The 14837-nt window shown below is 56.9% G+C and carries 17 protein-coding genes and 1 tRNA gene; 8 read left to right on the forward strand and 10 right to left on the reverse strand.

What is annotated here, in order from left to right; translation table 11 throughout:
- Positions 1-54 precede the first annotated feature (54 nt).
- On the reverse strand, positions 55-531 hold the full coding sequence (locus HZB29_08100) for a c-type cytochrome (GenBank protein MBI5815559.1): 477 nt from the start codon (positions 529-531) through the stop codon (positions 55-57).
- Between the two features lie 272 nt (positions 532-803).
- Between HZB29_08100 and HZB29_08105 the strand changes: the two genes are divergently transcribed.
- Complete coding sequence (locus tag HZB29_08105) at positions 804-1097, forward strand: acylphosphatase (protein ID MBI5815560.1); 294 nt, start codon at positions 804-806, stop codon at positions 1095-1097.
- 233 nt (positions 1098-1330) lie between these two features.
- On the opposite strand, the gene HZB29_08110 is transcribed toward HZB29_08105, so the two are convergent.
- Both HZB29_08110 and HZB29_08115 read right to left on the reverse strand, forming a co-directional pair.
- Positions 1331-2038, reverse strand: a complete 708-nt coding sequence (locus HZB29_08110) for a response regulator transcription factor (GenBank protein MBI5815561.1) — start codon at positions 2036-2038, stop codon at positions 1331-1333.
- Positions 2035-3117 (reverse strand): histidine kinase, encoded by a 1083-nt coding sequence (locus HZB29_08115; protein MBI5815562.1) that lies wholly within the window; start codon positions 3115-3117, stop codon positions 2035-2037. Before HZB29_08115 ends, HZB29_08110 begins: the two co-directional genes overlap by 4 nt.
- Positions 3118-3264: 147 nt before the next feature.
- Between HZB29_08115 and HZB29_08120 the strand changes: the two genes are divergently transcribed.
- Positions 3265-4770 carry a glycosyltransferase family 4 protein gene (locus HZB29_08120; GenBank protein MBI5815563.1) on the forward strand — a complete coding sequence of 502 codons (1506 nt, stop codon included), beginning with the start codon at positions 3265-3267 and terminating at the stop codon, positions 4768-4770.
- A gap of 12 nt (positions 4771-4782) precedes the next feature.
- On the opposite strand, the gene HZB29_08125 is transcribed toward HZB29_08120, so the two are convergent.
- The 4 genes from HZB29_08125 to msrB form a co-directional block, all read right to left on the reverse strand.
- Positions 4783-6018 carry a hybrid sensor histidine kinase/response regulator gene (locus HZB29_08125; protein MBI5815564.1) on the reverse strand — a complete coding sequence of 412 codons (1236 nt, stop codon included), beginning with the start codon at positions 6016-6018 and terminating at the stop codon, positions 4783-4785.
- Positions 6019-6140: 122 nt separating this feature from the next.
- Complete coding sequence (locus HZB29_08130) at positions 6141-6605, reverse strand: response regulator (GenBank protein MBI5815565.1); 465 nt, start codon at positions 6603-6605, stop codon at positions 6141-6143.
- 180 nt (positions 6606-6785) lie between these two features.
- Positions 6786-7364: a peptide-methionine (S)-S-oxide reductase MsrA gene (gene msrA, locus HZB29_08135; GenBank protein MBI5815566.1), complete on the reverse strand. Its 579-nt coding sequence runs from the start codon at positions 7362-7364 to the stop codon at positions 6786-6788.
- Positions 7365-7428: 64 nt separating this feature from the next.
- Entirely contained in the window at positions 7429-7887 is a 459-nt protein-coding gene (gene msrB / locus HZB29_08140; GenBank protein ID MBI5815567.1) for a peptide-methionine (R)-S-oxide reductase MsrB, read from the reverse strand.
- Positions 7888-8041: 154 nt separating this feature from the next.
- On the opposite strand from msrB, the gene xerD reads away from it, so the two are divergent.
- From xerD to HZB29_08170, 6 genes are all read left to right on the forward strand, one after another.
- A complete protein-coding gene (gene xerD / locus HZB29_08145) occupies positions 8042-8947 on the forward strand; it encodes a site-specific tyrosine recombinase XerD (GenBank protein MBI5815568.1) in 906 nt (301 codons plus the stop codon).
- Between the two features lie 4 nt (positions 8948-8951).
- Positions 8952-9248, forward strand: a complete 297-nt coding sequence (locus HZB29_08150; protein MBI5815569.1) for a hypothetical protein — start codon at positions 8952-8954, stop codon at positions 9246-9248.
- A complete protein-coding gene (locus HZB29_08155; GenBank protein ID MBI5815570.1) occupies positions 9245-9757 on the forward strand; it encodes an N-acetyltransferase in 513 nt (170 codons plus the stop codon). Before HZB29_08150 ends, HZB29_08155 begins: the two co-directional genes overlap by 4 nt.
- Positions 9758-9790: 33 nt before the next feature.
- Positions 9791-11077, forward strand: coding sequence for a class I SAM-dependent RNA methyltransferase (locus HZB29_08160; GenBank protein ID MBI5815571.1), 1287 nt, complete (start codon positions 9791-9793; stop codon positions 11075-11077).
- 142 nt (positions 11078-11219) lie between these two features.
- Complete coding sequence (locus HZB29_08165; protein ID MBI5815572.1) at positions 11220-11417, forward strand: type II toxin-antitoxin system HicA family toxin; 198 nt, start codon at positions 11220-11222, stop codon at positions 11415-11417.
- A gap of 1 nt (position 11418) precedes the next feature.
- Positions 11419-11874 carry a helix-turn-helix domain-containing protein gene (locus HZB29_08170; GenBank protein MBI5815573.1) on the forward strand — a complete coding sequence of 152 codons (456 nt, stop codon included), beginning with the start codon at positions 11419-11421 and terminating at the stop codon, positions 11872-11874.
- Between the two features lie 15 nt (positions 11875-11889).
- Here HZB29_08170 and rffA read toward each other — a convergent pair whose 3' ends face one another.
- From rffA to HZB29_08185, 3 genes are all read right to left on the reverse strand, one after another.
- Complete coding sequence (rffA, locus tag HZB29_08175; GenBank protein MBI5815574.1) at positions 11890-13005, reverse strand: dTDP-4-amino-4,6-dideoxygalactose transaminase; 1116 nt, start codon at positions 13003-13005, stop codon at positions 11890-11892.
- A 143-nt stretch (positions 13006-13148) separates the two neighbouring features.
- A complete protein-coding gene (locus tag HZB29_08180; GenBank protein MBI5815575.1) occupies positions 13149-14447 on the reverse strand; it encodes a YihY family inner membrane protein in 1299 nt (432 codons plus the stop codon).
- Between the two features lie 35 nt (positions 14448-14482).
- Positions 14483-14557: transfer RNA gene (locus HZB29_08185), tRNA-Cys, on the reverse strand.
- Positions 14558-14837: the final 280 nt, after the last annotated feature.

A 14837-nucleotide genomic window follows, 5' to 3' on the forward strand; every position in this document is an offset into this window, starting at 1 on the left:
GTCCCCCTATCAATACAGGTGAAACTGCCGGTTTCCACCATTGCCCGCTTTAAATTACCTGGAAGCGCCGTTTTTCCTCAAAGACCTGATAAAGCTTACCAACTGCCAGCATTCCTCCTGGCTTATCATGTCCCCGAAAGCCATCATGCCCATGTCCGTGCCTTGGGCTATAGACCAGTAAATTTCACCGTCCGTCCTGGCCTCATGCCACCCGTAATTGTCCTGCCCGGTGAAATCCCTGGGCGGAGGGTTGAACGATTCGGCAAGCTGTCCGTCGCCTTTCCCTTCGGCGCCATGGCAGCTTGCGCAGGCGCCTTTTCCCAGGTAAAGCTCCCTGCCTTTGGCGATGACGCCCGCATCTTGCGGCAAAGGATTTGTAAGCGCCTGGGCCTCGCCCATCTTGTCCGCCGGTACGCGCGGAGCGACCACGGCTTCGCGGCTCGGTTTTTCCGCAAACGCGGCTGAGCCGGGCAAAAAGAGTATGGATAAAACGCCGATGAAAAGAAATAAGAAGATGTTGTTGCGTGTCATAATACTCCCCCCATCCATTCATTTGCCGAAGGGGGGGAATGTATCGCCTGGCGGGTTGTTGGATTGGGCCAGGCAAAAACGCCGGGGAAAAAACATGTATAAGCTTTCCCCCTCTTGAAATCAACAGTAGCACGGGGGAAAGGAGAATAAAATGATATAAGTCATAAACGGATTTTAGAGAATAGCAATAAAAATATTACTTAAGCCCGCGCCATCCGCTCCGCCGCATCAATCGTTTGAAACCGCCGGGGCGGCTTTAGTAGAATAATCACATGGAAAACGTTAAGGCCAATGCGTTCGTCTCCGGCCTGGTGCAGGGAGTCTTTTTCCGTGCCACCACATCCGAGGAGGCCAACAGGATCGGCGGGCTTTCCGGCTGGGTGAGGAACCTTCCGGACGGCAGGGTGGAGGTGATGTGCGAGGGGCCCAAGGAGAAGGTGGAGCGGCTTGTCGCCTGGCTTTGGCATGGCCCCCCCATGGCGCGGGTGGACAATGTGGAGGTCAAATGGGGCGACGCCACCGGGGATTATCAGGGATTTTCCGTGGCGTACCGCAGGGGTTTTTGACCGGTTGCGTGGACATCCGTCCATTTTCCCCATCTAATCAATGCAGTTCACCGGCAATAAGTTCCGTTCGCCGAAAGCGTGTTGAGATAATTCCTGCATACTCCTATCTTATAGTTGAAGGGCGGTAAGCCCCCATAAGGAAGCGCCGAAGGCGCGGTTTCGCGGGACATATAAAAATAACCCGGCCGGGGAATGGGGATTTCCTGGAAGCGAAATCAGTCTTCGGCGTTTTTTTATTCTTCCAGTCCCAGCCTGGCCTTAAGCTCCTTGAAATATTTCCTCCCCACCGGAACCGGCTGCGCGCATCCTTCCACCACGGCAGAATACCTGCCGCCCGGCTCGATATGGACGCTTTTCACCGTGGACAGCCGGACAATGGCGCTTCTGTGGACCCGCATAAAATCCGCCGGGAGCCGCTTTTCAAGGAAGTCCATCCGCCTGGAGCATAGTTTTACGCCTCCCGCGCGCATGACAAGCTCGCTGTAATCCCCCGCGCTCCTTATCATCAGCACCCCCTCCACCGGCACAGGCGTGATCCCCCCGCGCTCTTTAACGAGTATCGTTGCGATGGCGGGGCTTTTGTCCGGCGATGGCTCCGGTACGCGGGACACCGCCAGCGCCAGCCGCTCCTGGGAAAACGGCTTCACAAGATAGTCCCTCGCCCCAAGCTCGAAAGCCTCCAGGGCGTGTTCCGGATAGGCGGTGGTGATGATGGTCTCGAAAGGTTCGGACAAAAATTCCTTTAAAAGCGCAAGTCCCGATTCCCCCATGATATTAAGGTCGAGGAACAGGATGTCCAGCCCTTTTGAAAGCCGTTCCCGCGCTTGCCCGATGGACGCCGCTCTGTCCAGCGACTGGATGTTCAAACCATCCACGCGCCGGAGCATCTTCTCAAGCTGGCGCGCCGCCGCCGGCTCGTCTTCCACGATCACTATCCTCATGCCTTCTCCCAGGGGATTTCTATGACCGCCTCGTAATGGCCGTCGTCCTTCCTGCCATGGCTGAATTGAAAGCCGGTCCCGTACGCAAGTTCAAGCCGGGAGCGCACATAGCGTCCCCCGGCGCCGCCGGTCTCATCTCCCGCCTCGGGAGGGGAACCGTCGTCATTGACGGTGAACTTTATCCTGTCCACCGCCTCCATCGTCACGCGCACTTCGCCGCTCTTTTTTCCGGCAAAGCCGTGCTTGAAGGAGTTTTCCACCAGCGTGAAAAGGATCAGCGGCGGCATGCGTATGGCCACGTCCCGCATGCCGTCAATCCGCAAGGTGAAGTCCCCCTCGAACCGCTGGTTCATCACCGCCACATAGTCCTCTATTATGTCCATCTCCTCCTTGACGGTGATCCTTTCCATTGACGAGTAGGTGATGACCCTGCGCAAAAGCGACGTGAGGTTTAGCAGCATGTTCTCGGCGGTCTTCGGGGAGTCCTCGATATAGGCCCGCACGGCGTTGAGGCTGTTGAGCAGGAAATGGGGCTGGATAAGGTTTTTCAGGGTCTGTGTCTCCAGCCACAGGGCGCGCTGGCGCTGGTCCGCCGCTTCCAGGGCGGCGCCGATCAGCCGCTCGTAGAACACTATCCCCCCGGCGAAAAGGAAAGCCCTCCCCATGGACACGCCGAGGATATACGGCGCGATGGCAGAATAATCAAAGGCCGGCCCGATCATGGAAAGCTCCGAAATCCTCATGGGCGCGTCCACTAAAAGCGCGGCGGGGATCCACAAAAGGAGCAGATGCTTGACCAGGGGCCATTTCCACCTGTCCGGCCCCCACCATCGCAGGCTGGAAAGGAACCGGGTGAGCCCATAGCAGATAAAGCCGATCATCACCGCCCCCACAGCCACCTGGAAGGAAAGGCGCAGTATCCCCACTTCGGCGCCGGGGAAAAAAAGGAACTGCACCAGATGCGGCGCCAGCCCCACAATACAGACCGTGAGGGGAAGGGCTGCCAGGTAAAACTGCCTGTCCCGGGACTCCACGGGGCGCCTGGCCCATTTTATTAGATAAGTCTGTTCGCCGTTCATCGAGCGGGACCGTGGCGCAATCCAGCCGCTTTGGAGATGAACCGCAACTCTTTTCTCATGCCGTTTTGTTGGTTATGGACAGCTTTATTAATTATACTAGCTTTGTTTGTCTGTCCGGCGTCCCACTTGAATATTGCTTGGAATCCAATGGCAACAGGCCCGATTAAAATAGTCAACTGCCTCACATGGGGCGTGGAGGCCGGAAACGGCATCGCCCGGATGGACTCGATCCTTTACCGCTTTCTGGACAAGTCCCGTTTCCAGATGGTGATGGCCGTGCCCGCCGGGATCAATCCGGACCAGATGTCCTGCGATCCGTCCATCCCCTACGTTTACACCGGCGAAGAAGACAGGTTTGGCGAGCTTGTGAAAATATTCTCCGGGGCGGACATAGTGCAATATTCCGGGGGATTCCAGCCGCTTGTGGCGGAAGCGGCTGCGGCCGCGCGTGTCCCGGCGCTAATAGAAGTGATGCACCATCTGGACGTGGGGCAGATTGACGACGGCATAGACGCCACCGTTTGCGCGTCACAGGCCGTGCGGCGCATGCAGCCGTTCCCGGAGCGGTGCGCCGTCATCCGCAACGGGATAGACATCGCCGCGTTTCCGTACCGTCCCAAGCCCGCTGACGGGAAGATCGTCATATTGCAGGCGTCCAACCGGATCAAGCCCACGTACAACCTCGACGAACTGGCGGACGGCATACTGCCGCTCGATCCGCGCATAGAGCTTTGGATCGCAGGGCCGGGGCAGACAGGCCGTTCCACCGACCGCGTGAAATTCCTTGGGCTTGTGTCCGGCATGGCCGGGCTTTACGCCCAGGCCGACATGCTCGTGCTGCTTTCAAAAGTGGAGGCGTTCGGCCTTGTGGTGGCCGAGGCGATGGCAAGCGGCGTGATCCCCGTGGCATGGAACAAGGATGGCCCGGCGGAGATCATAAGCGGCGGGGTGGACGGATTCCTTGTTCCGCCGGACGACAGGAAGGGCGTGACGGAGGCCATCCGGCGCGCGGTGGGCATCCGTGGAACTGCGGATTGGGATAAGTTGCGCCGCGCCGCCCGGGAAAAAATCGAGAGGGAGTTTTCCGCCGAAAGGTACGCGGCCGGATACGGGGAGCTTTACGAAAAGATTGCGGAGAAAAAAGGGAGACGCAAAACACCTGGACCGCAGACCGCCCCCGCGCCCCCGGAGGCGGACGTGGCCGACGCCATCTTCCATTACCGGAAAGGGGAGTGGGACATGGTTGAAAAGTCGCTGGAAAAGCTGGCGGCGCGGCAATCACCCTTGACAAAGCCCGCCGTGGCCCAGGCCGCCGACCGCCTCGCCCGCCATGCCATTATCGAAGGGAAGCCCCAAGCAGCCAACGCTATCTACCAAAAACTATTCTCATCCGGCTTTAGGGACGCCGAATGGATGGGGATATGGTTTAAGGTCTGTCCGAAGGACAGTCTTAACTTGTTCCCGCTGGACGATTTTATAGACACAGGGGGAGCGCCGCCGGAGGTTTACATGCTCTCCGCCGAAAGGGCGCTGGACAAGGGAAACGCTTCCGATGCGTTAAGGACATTGGAAAAAGGGGCGGGCCGTTATCCGGATTCCGCGGAAATCGTGGATACTCTCGCGCTGCTCAAGGCCAGGATGGAGGGGAAATGACAGCCGGGCGGCCTAGAATTTTTTGTTTCCTTCCACCGGCAGCTTGATTATAAAGGCGGTCCCTTCGCCTTCCTCGCTTTGAACGGTGATCTCGCCCCCGTGCTGCTTGATGATCTCGTAGCAGATATAAAGCCCCAACCCGGTGCCGACTCCCACCGGTTTGGTGGTGAAGAACGGATCGAATATCCTTGTCAGCTTCGCGTCCGATATGCCGCCGCCGTTGTCGTAAAAAGTGAGGATCAAATAGTCGGGAGTCCTTCCCCCTTCCGTCTCGTCCCCCTCGATCACCGTGGCGGAAACGTCTATCAGACCCTGGTAATTGTTGTCCCCGGATGACCGCATCTTTATCATCTTGTCGTTGATCGCGTCGGAGGCGTTGATCAGCAGGTTGACGAACACCTGCTCCAGCTTGGAAAAATGCCCCTTTATCTCCCTTATATTAAGGTAGTTCTCGCTGATCTGGACGTTCTTGCGAAGCTTGGCGCGCACAAGGTTGATGGCCTGGGTTATCACGTCGCGTATGTCCACCCGTTCGGTGAAGCTGTCCTCCCCCATATGGGCGTAGTGCTTTATCCCGGCCACTATTTTCTGAATCCGGTCCGTCCCTTTTAGCGCCTCCTCGATCATCTCCGGGAATTCGTTGAGGATGATGTTGCGCAGCGAATCGGCGTTGGCGGCGTTGGCAAGGTCTGCCATCCTCGGCTTGAGCCTTTTTATGTACTCGGCCATAAGCTGCAGGTTCGTGCGGATGAATGTGGTCGGGTTGTTTATCTCATGGGCGATGCCGGTGCTCAAAAGGCCCACGGTGGCCATTTTTTCCGCCTGGAGCAGTTGCTGTGTGCGGGCTATCAGGTTCTCCGAAAGGGTCTTGCGCTCGAATACCCTGTTCACGGAGTGCAGGAACTGGTCCCTGTCCACGGGCTTGAGGATAAAATCGCTGGCGCCATACCTGATGGCCTCGATGAGGATCTCCATCGTGCCGTACCCGGTGATGACGATTATGTCCAGCTCCTTGTTGAACTCCCGGACTATCTTGATAAGTTCAAGCCCGCTTATCCCGGGCATCCGAAGGTCTGTGATTAAAAGGTCCCACCCCCCTTTTTTCAGCGTCTCGATGGCGGCCATCGCGTCATCGTGGATCGATGCCTTGTGCCCCCCCTTGTCCAGTATTTTCTGCAAAAGGAGCGCAATCTCCTTTTCGTCGTCCACGATAAGGACGTTGCGCGGAATGACTTGCGCAGGGCTCATCAGATCTTCTTGCGCATGGCTGGTGGACAAGGCGTTATCTCCGTTGAGTTTGGGGCGCGGTCATCGGCGGCGCCATTTGTAAAAATATATCACAAAACGCGGGCAGGGCGATGAAAGCCTTGTTATGGCGCCTTTCCCGGCGGCAGGGTGACCACCACCAGCCAGAATTCATTCACTTCCCACAATGCCTGGACGAACATGTTAAAGTCCACCGGCTTTGTGATGAACGCGTTCGCCCCAAGATTGTAGGAGCTCACCACATCACGCTCATGGCTGGAAGTGGTGAGCATGACCACAGGAATGAGCTTGAGGGAGTTGTCGCTCTTTATTTCCTTTAATGCCTGGATGCCGTCCATTTTCGGCATGTTTATGTCCAGCAGGATTATGTCCGGCCGGGGAGTGGAGTTTGCCGGGTATTTCCCGCGTTTCTTAAGGAAATCCATCGCTTCCGCCCCGTCGTTGACGATATGCAGCTCGTTTTTCAGCTTGTATTCGGCGAAAGCCCGCCGCGTCAACTCCTGGTCCGCCGGATTGTCCTCCGCCAGCAATATCACAGCGGCCTTGCTTCTCTCGCCTCTATCGATCATTCAAGCTCCTTGGCCGCCGGACGGATTTCATCAGGCGAAATGAACCGGAATCCTCTTTATTTTCAGGTCCGGGGCGCCCGAGGTTATTTCCCGGCCTTTCCGCCGTACCACAATTCCAATGCTACCACACCCGGATGTTGAAGAATGATTCGCTTGTGGCGGCATTTCCCCCTCGCCCCCTCACTTTACCGGAATGTCTTTTATCTCTTTCCCCCAAGTCCTGTTTATGAAATCTTCCCTGCCTGAGCCTTTTTTGTACAGTTTGTAGCGCAGGGGGTTCTTTTTGTAATAATCCTGATGATAATCCTCCGCCGGATAGAATCCCGAGGCAGGTTCGACCTTCACCACAATCGGCTTTTTGAAATGGCCGGACTCCTGCAGCCGTTTTTTAGACTCCTCGGCCAGGCGCTTCTGCTCCGGGGTGTGATAGAAAATCACCGGCCGGTATTGGGACCCGCTGTCGGCGAACTGGCCCCCCTCGTCCGTGGGGTCAATGTTCCTCCAGAAGACGTCCAGAATCTTCTCATAAGTCACCTTTTGGGGATCATAGGAGACGCGCACCGCTTCCACATGCCCCGTGGCGCCAGACGACACCTCCTCGTACGAAGGGTTCGGCTTTTTGCCTCCCGTGTATCCGGCGGCGACGGAGGTCACGCCGGGTGTGTTCTCAAAAGGGGGCTCCATGCACCAGAAACATCCCCCCGCGAACGTGGCGATTTCCATTTTATTCCCCGCCTTCTCACCGGCCGCCGCCGGCATGGCCATGATGATCAGCCATGCGATGGCCGGAAGAATTGTTTTTGTTTTCATTGCGCCGGCCGGTTCACTTCACTTCGAAAAGCTTGAGGTACTGGCCGTATCCTTCCTTTTCAAGGTCGCGGACCGGGATAAACCGCAATGCCGCCGAATTGATGCAATACCTCAGTCCGCCGGGCGCCGGGCCGTCGGTGAAAACGTGGCCAAGATGGCTGTCCGCCTGTTTGCCGCGCACCTCCACCCGTTCCATCAAATGGCTCTTGTCTGGTATCTCGATTATATTCGGCTTTGCCAGCGGCTTGGTGAAGCTCGGCCAACCGGTGCCGGAGTCAAATTTGTCCAGGCTGGAAAAAAGCGGCTCCCCGGAGACTATGTCCACGTAAATCCCCTGTTCCTTGTTGTTCCAGTACTGGTTTTTAAACGGCGCTTCGGTGCCGTTTCCCCGCACCACGCGGTACTGTTCGGGGGTGAGCCCTTCGCAAGTCCACTTGTCCGCCGGTTTCTTGGCTGCGCCGGAGTCAGCCATGGCTCCCGCCGCAATAAAAAGCGCGATTAGTGCGATTCGCAACTCTCATGTCTCCTAAACCTTTTGATTATCCATTATAGCGCTTTTCCACGCCCTTGATTTGCGTTCGATTTTACCTTTAACCCACCGCTGGATTACGCTTATCATATATCCGATGAACGACGCCGAAACGCTTTTGGACGGTTACATTACCCACCTGGCGCTGGAGAGGAACCGCTCCAGGAACACGCTGGAGGCCTACAACAGGGACTTGAAGCGTTTTCTGGCCCAAATCGGTTACACAGGGCCTGATTCGCTCAATCGCATGGCTCCTCCGGACGTGGTGGCGTACATGAAAAGTTTGAGGGATTCGGGCATGTCCGCCTCCTCCACCGCAAGGAATCTTGCCGCCATAAAGGGGCTCTATAGATATATGCTCAAGCTTGGCCTGTTGTCGTCCAACCCGTCGGAGGCAATTCAGGCGCCCAGATTATGGAAAACCCTACCGGACGTATTGTCGCTTGCAGAGGTGGAAAAACTGCTGGAGGCGCCAAAGCCGGCCACTCCCGAAGGGGTGCGCGACGGGGCCATGCTGGAGACCATGTACGCCACGGGGCTTCGCGTATCGGAACTTGTGGGGCTTAAGCTTAACGACGTGAATTTTGAGATGGGCTATCTTTCCACCATCGGGAAGGGCTCAAAAGAGCGGGTGACGCCGATGGGGGAGGTGGCCCTGGAAAAGATAAAGGAGTACAGGCGCTCCGCCCGCCCCCGCCTGGCCATGCTGCATGGAAAACAGATCGAAGCGCTGTTCATCACAAGGCGCGGCGGAGCCATGACCCGGCAGGGATTCTGGAAGATAGTGAAAAAATACGCCTTGATGGCGGGAATTAAAAAAGGGATCAGCCCCCATTCGCTGCGCCACTCATTCGCCACGCATCTTTTGGAGCGAGGGGCGGACCTGCGGGCCGTCCAGCAGATGCTCGGCCACGCCGACATTTCCACCACCCAGATATACACCCACGTGGCAAAGACGCGGATGAAGGAAATCTACGACAAGATACACCCAAGGGCCAGGTGACCGGATGAGCGCTGTTTATTTGGCTGCGCTGGCCGCGTTGTGGGGCGCCACGATAATCACTCTCGTTGCGCTGCTGATAAAATGGCGGCGCGGTCTTTCCTCCCCGGCGGGCAAGCCGGAAGTGAAGATCGAACAGCGCAAAATCCTTGCCACCGCCGGAAAAATCCGTGAAAAGGCCGATCCGAAGCTCAAGGAGTCACTAGGCAGGCTGGCGTCGGTGGCCGTCTCCGATGAAAAGGCGGTAAAGGCGCTCGTAAAAAAGTGGTTGTCGGAAAAAGAGGGTGATAAACTTCAAAGATGAGCAGTGAAAAAGCGGGGGCGGCGCAAAAGACCGCCGGCAAGTTGCCGGGAGTTTTCCGGCAGGCGGTCATAAAGGACGCCAAGACCATCCAGAGCCTTATCAAGACATACGCGGACAGGGAACTTATGCTCCCCCGGTCGCTCAACGAACTGTATGAGACCATCCGCCAGTACATAATCTACGAGGAAGATGGCAGGCTCATCGGCGTGTGCGGCCTTCAGGTGGCGTGGGAGGACCTGGCGGAGATACGCGCCCTGGCGGTGGACCCGGAATACGCCGGGCGGGGAATCGGCGCCACTCTGGTCGAAAAAGCGATAGACGAGGCGCGGCGCATCGGCATCCCCAAAGTTTTCTGCCTGACATATGTGCCGAAGTTTTTCAAAAGGCTGGGATTCGAGGTGGTGGAGAAACATGAATTCCCGCACAAAATATGGAGCGACTGCGTCCGCTGCCACAAGTTCCCCGATTGCGACGAGACCGGCATGGCCCGCCTGGTGGACCCCGCCTGACCGCCGCCCAAACAATTTTCCAGAGTGCGAACATTGACCCCAAACCTGATAGAACTGACCATTGATTCACTCGCCTTCGGAGGCGCCGGCGTGGGGCGCCGCGACGGGAAGGCGGTGTTCGTCCACAGGGCGTATCCGGGGGACGTGACCCAGGTCCGGGTTGAAAAAGAAAAAAAGCGCTATGCCGAAGCGGCCTTGGTGAAAATCATCTCCCCGTCCCCGTCAAGACAACCGCCGCCATGCCCCTTGGCGCCGGATTGCGGCGGCTGCGTGTGGATGGGGCTGGAATACCAGGAGCAACTGAAGTGGAAACAGACCATATTAAAAGAACAGTTGCGCCGCATCGGAGGGCTGGACGTGGCGGTGGGGCAGACCACTCCATCACCGCTGCAACTTGGTTACAGGGCCAGAATAAGGCTGAAAACCGCGGTTGACGGCGGCCATGTGGCCGTGGGCTATCAGCGCCATCATTCCAACGATATCGTGGACGTGGCCGGATGCCCCGTGGCAAATCCGCTCGTCAACGCCATCCTTAAACAAGCCGCCGCGTTCCTTAAAACATCGCCGGATCAGGCTGCGTCTGTCTCCGGCATGGACATCGAAACCGACAGCAAGGGTGTGCGCGGCAGGATCACGTTGCGGATGGACAAGCCGCCAAAATCCGGATTTATGGAAAGCTTTCTTGCCGCGTGCCCATCGGCCGCAGGCCTGGCGGCGGTCCATCACGGCGAAATTTCCAGGCTTGGGGAAACAAACCTTTCAATGGAAACGGCGGGAGGGATGGAATTGACCTCCGGCCCCACGGTCTTCAGCCAGGTGAATCCATTGCAGAACGTACGGATCGTTGAAAAAGTATTGGAGCTTGCCGCCGCCGGCGAGGGCGGAAACGCTCTGGACCTTTATTGCGGCATGGGGAACATAAGCCTGCCTATGGCCGCATCGGGAGCGGCTGTCACCGGGGTGGAGTCATCCCGCGAGGCGGTGATATGCGCCGCTTCCAACGCGGAGAGGCTTTCAATCCGCACCGCGGGATTCGTCGAAGGGGACTCGACACCGGCCGCAAACCGCATGGCCGATGAGGACCTGAAGTTTTCCGTGGTGGTGATCAATCCGCCGCGGGCGGGGGCCAGGGAAGCCCTTGGCGCGGTGGCCCGGCTTTCGCGGGGCCGCATAGTCTATGTTTCGTGCGATCCGGCCACGCTGGCTCGTGACGCGGCGGAACTTTCAAAAGCGGGGTTTGCCATGGTCTCGGCCTCCCCCTTCGATATGTTCCCGCACACATCCCATCTGGAGACCGTGGCGCTTTTTGAGAGGTCCTGAAGGTTTATGGGGGATGTCAAATAAATAATTGATATAAAAGGCATAGTAATAATATAATTGTTTGGCCGATTATGGAGTAAAGATAATCCGCGATTAGCCGATATAGATATTGACAGATTACACGCAAAGGTGTAATTTCAAGATGAAGAAAAGAGATGTTGACCGGATGTTGGCATCGCTGGGATACACATTGCTCAAGGGAGGAATGCGTGGCGGAATTCATGACAAATGGGTGAACGCCAATGGGAAATACCCGGTATCCGTGCCCAGACACGGTGAAATAGGCGAGGGTCTGGCTTTCCGGATTATCAAGAGCGCACGATCGAACAAGGACAAGTGACATGTGGATCAAGGGAAAATTATCAAAAGACGGCCGGTTCTGGATGGTGGAATTCCCGGAACTGGACGCGTGCACACAAGGTCATAACAAAGCTGAAGCTTATGAAATGGCCAAAGACCTTCTTGAAGGTCTGGCGGAGGCCTATGGATTCGATCTGGATATAACCGTGGCGCCTGTAGAGAATGACATTATTTTGGCCGGCTCTGAAAATAAAAAGGATTTTGTGGCATTTGTGCTTCACAGGTTAAGGGACGCGGCTGGTCTCACTTTGGAGGATGTGACCCAAAAGCTCGGGGCCAAGTCTCTCAACGCTTATGCCAGGTATGAACAGGGACGGAGCGAGCCGACGGTCTCAAAGATTGAGGAACTTGTTTCCGCCATAACCGATGCGCCTTTCGCTTTTTATTATGGCGGAGCCGCAGTGATGAAAACCGCGGAATTGGCTCATTCGAGGTGACAAAGGCCCCCCCTTTCACCCTTCCCTTGCCGCCTCGATGACGTTTTCGATCACGTAATCTAGCTTTTCATCCAATCCTATCCATAACGGCAGCCGCACGAGCCGCTCGCTTAGTGAATCCGTGTTGACCATGGATCCGTGGACGCGTCCCAGTCTTCTGCCCGCTGGCGAGCTGTGCAACGGGACGTAGTGGAACGCGGTGTTTATCCCCCGCTCCTTGAGCCGGGCCATGAACCTGGTCCGTTTGGCAATGTCCGGCAGCAGTATGTAATACATGTGCGCGTTGTGCGAGCAATGCCCCGGGATCACCGGCCTGCGGAGCAGTTCCTCTTTTTCCAGGCTTTCCAGCGCATCGTGATACACGCTCCAGATGGCCAGCCGCTTGCCGGTTATCTCGTCGGCGTGCTCCATCTGGCCCCATAAAAACGCCGCCATAAGCTCGCCTGGCAGGTATGATGAACCGATGTCCACCCATGTGTACTTGTCCAGCTGCCCCCGGAAGAACTTGCTGCGGTTGGTCCCCTTTTCGCGGATTATCTCGGCCCGTTCGATGAATTCCGGATCATTCACCGCCAAGGCTCCCCCCTCGCCGCAGATGATATTCTTGGTCTCATGGAAACTTATGCAGCCCAAACTTCCAAGCCCGCCCAATGGCCGGTCCTTGTATGAAGCCATGATCCCCTGCGCCGCGTCCTCGATCACATGGATGCCCCGTCTTTTGCCGATTTCCAATATCGGGTCCATCTCGCACCCCACCCCGGCGTAATGGACCGGGACGATGGCTTTTGTTTTCGGTGTGATGGCAGCCTCGATTTTGTTTTCGTCCATGTTCAGCGTGTCCTCCCGGATGTCCATGAACACCGGGACGCCCCCGCGCAACACGAAAGCGTTGGCGGTGGAGACGAAGGTGTACGAAGGCATTATCACCTCGTCGCCCGGCTGTATGCCGGCCAGGATGGCCGCCATTTCCAGCGCGGCGGTGCAGGAATGGGTGAGAAACGCCGCCTGGCACGAGACACGCTCCGCCAGCCATTCAGAGCATTTTTTGGTGAACGGCCCGTCCCCGGAAAGATGGCCTCCAGACTGGGCCATGGAGATGTAGTGAAGTTCCTTGCCCGCCATGTAGGGCATGTTGAAGGGGATTTCCGGTTTGTCCACGCGCCGGCGCTCTTTACGTTATTTGTTAAGGACGGATTGTATCATTATTTTGATTGGAGCGCGGCGTAGCGCGGCCACAGCGAAAAGGCGCTCCAAAGGGAAAAGGAGCTTTCCAATCAGTCCGCGGGTTCCACGTCGCGCCGGTCCAGCCGTTCAGAAAGGTCCACAACGCTCATCCCCTCCAGGCCGACGCCGATGGCGCGGCGGGCGGTGGCGAACAACAGGGGCATCTCTCCATCGTCCGTCTCAAACGGCGGCGTTTCCAGCGCTCCGCCGGAAACGTGGCTAATCACGTCCGCCACCCTTATTTCGTCCGGCGGCCGGGCCGGAAGGAATTTGCCGCTTTCCCCCTCTATGGAGGATACAAAGCCGCCCTCTTCCAGTTTTCCGGCAATTGTCCTGTATAACTCGGCGGTCACGCCGAATCTGATCATCGCGTCTTCCGGGGAAAGAGGCCCGGCGCCAGCGTTGAACCTGCGCGCGGACTCGGCCAGGATCAGAAGGGAGTAATATGTGATATATCCGCTTTTGTCACCCCCGGCCGCCTCTTTTGCCTCCATCTCCTTTGGATACTGGATGGCGTATGCGATCACCGAGCCTAGCAGGATGATAAGCCAAGTGACGTACAGCCATAAAAGAAAAGTGGGCAATATGGCCAGCGCGCCATAGACCTCGGTGTAGTTGGCGAAGTTTCGCAGGTAATAGTTGAAGACGAGCTTGGCCAGTTCGAAAAGGGTGCCGGCGGTGATGGCTCCGGCCCATGCCGGGGCCATGTTCACGGTTGTGTAGGGGATCAATTTGTATATGAGGAAAAACGCCGCCCACGTCAGCGCATAAGGGGTGAACTTGAGTACGAACCCTTGCGCGTAGGAATATTCCGCCCAGGCGCGGCTCATCACGATGGAGTGGACCGAGGCTGTGACGATCACCGATGCGGCGATGAGCACCGGGGAGAATGTCAGCGCGCTCCAGTACGCCACGAACTGGCTGAAAAGCGGCCTGCTCCTGCCAACACGCCAGATCATGTTAAACGAGGATTCCACCGTGCTCATCACCCACACCCCAAGGAGGGCCAGCGATATGACGCCGAAAATGGAGACCGACGCCGCGTTTCTGGCGAACGTGTTGATATTTTTTTCTATCACCATCGCAAGTTCGGGGTTTGGCAGCACCCGCTCGAAGACAAAGCGCAAGGTTGCGTCCCGCGAAAAATCGAAGGATGTGATCACGGAAAGCGAGATGGCGGCAAGTGGCGCCAGGGCCAGAAGCGTGGTGTACGCCAGCGAGGCGGCGTAAGTGGGGCAGCTGTCGTTCCAGAACTTTTCGGCTATCTCATAGAGCAGCCGCCCGGCGGTCCGCATTGCGCCGGTTTTGGGCCGCTTGTCATTGTCCGGGCTGAGGCGGTTGTTGGTCATATGGCCGGTTTCCGTCATTTTCTGGAAACTTTAAATGGAGGCGCCGAGCGGATTCGAACCGCTGAATAAAGGTTTTGCAGACCTCTGCCTTACCACTTGGCTACGGCGCCATGTAATGATTGGTATCAAAGGTAACTTTATAACACGCCATGCGGGAAGTTGAAAAGGCAAAACTCCGGCGAAATGACATGCCAGATGCCCGCATTGGACGCATGAATCCGCCGGTGACGTATAATTAACTAAAATTTACCACTAGTGTCCCAACGTTAGTCGAACAAAAACAGCTGATTGTCTGAAACCGGCTGAAATCCGTTTATGACAGTTTCCGCAAGCAGTTGATCCAACGGGGTTTTCTCGAACATTGTGAGGCTCAGAATCTGTAGAATTTCG

The organism is Nitrospinota bacterium, assembly GCA_016235255.1.
Classification (GTDB): domain Bacteria; phylum Nitrospinota_A; class UBA7883; order UBA7883; family JACRLM01; genus JACRLM01.

Coding starts and splice junctions, on each gene's coding strand:
- HZB29_08125 (MBI5815564.1), bottom strand. CDS start 6,018: ATGAGCCCTGCGCAAGTCATTCCGCGCAACGTCCTTATCGTGGACGAC.
- HZB29_08170 (MBI5815573.1), top strand. CDS start 11,419: ATGTGGATCAAGGGAAAATTATCAAAAGACGGCCGGTTCTGGATGGTG.
- HZB29_08115 (MBI5815562.1), bottom strand. CDS start 3,117: ATGAACGGCGAACAGACTTATCTAATAAAATGGGCCAGGCGCCCCGTG.
- HZB29_08105 (MBI5815560.1), top strand. CDS start 804: ATGGAAAACGTTAAGGCCAATGCGTTCGTCTCCGGCCTGGTGCAGGGA.
- msrA (MBI5815566.1), bottom strand. CDS start 7,364: ATGCCGGCGGCGGCCGGTGAGAAGGCGGGGAATAAAATGGAAATCGCC.
- HZB29_08180 (MBI5815575.1), bottom strand. CDS start 14,447: ATGACCAACAACCGCCTCAGCCCGGACAATGACAAGCGGCCCAAAACC.
- xerD (MBI5815568.1), top strand. CDS start 8,042: ATGAACGACGCCGAAACGCTTTTGGACGGTTACATTACCCACCTGGCG.
- HZB29_08165 (MBI5815572.1), top strand. CDS start 11,220: ATGAAGAAAAGAGATGTTGACCGGATGTTGGCATCGCTGGGATACACA.
- rffA (MBI5815574.1), bottom strand. CDS start 13,005: ATGCCCTACATGGCGGGCAAGGAACTTCACTACATCTCCATGGCCCAG.
- HZB29_08120 (MBI5815563.1), top strand. CDS start 3,265: ATGGCAACAGGCCCGATTAAAATAGTCAACTGCCTCACATGGGGCGTG.
- HZB29_08150 (MBI5815569.1), top strand. CDS start 8,952: ATGAGCGCTGTTTATTTGGCTGCGCTGGCCGCGTTGTGGGGCGCCACG.
- HZB29_08155 (MBI5815570.1), top strand. CDS start 9,245: ATGAGCAGTGAAAAAGCGGGGGCGGCGCAAAAGACCGCCGGCAAGTTG.
- HZB29_08110 (MBI5815561.1), bottom strand. CDS start 2,038: ATGAGGATAGTGATCGTGGAAGACGAGCCGGCGGCGGCGCGCCAGCTT.
- HZB29_08130 (MBI5815565.1), bottom strand. CDS start 6,605: ATGATCGATAGAGGCGAGAGAAGCAAGGCCGCTGTGATATTGCTGGCG.
- msrB (MBI5815567.1), bottom strand. CDS start 7,887: ATGGCTGACTCCGGCGCAGCCAAGAAACCGGCGGACAAGTGGACTTGC.
- HZB29_08100 (MBI5815559.1), bottom strand. CDS start 531: ATGACACGCAACAACATCTTCTTATTTCTTTTCATCGGCGTTTTATCC.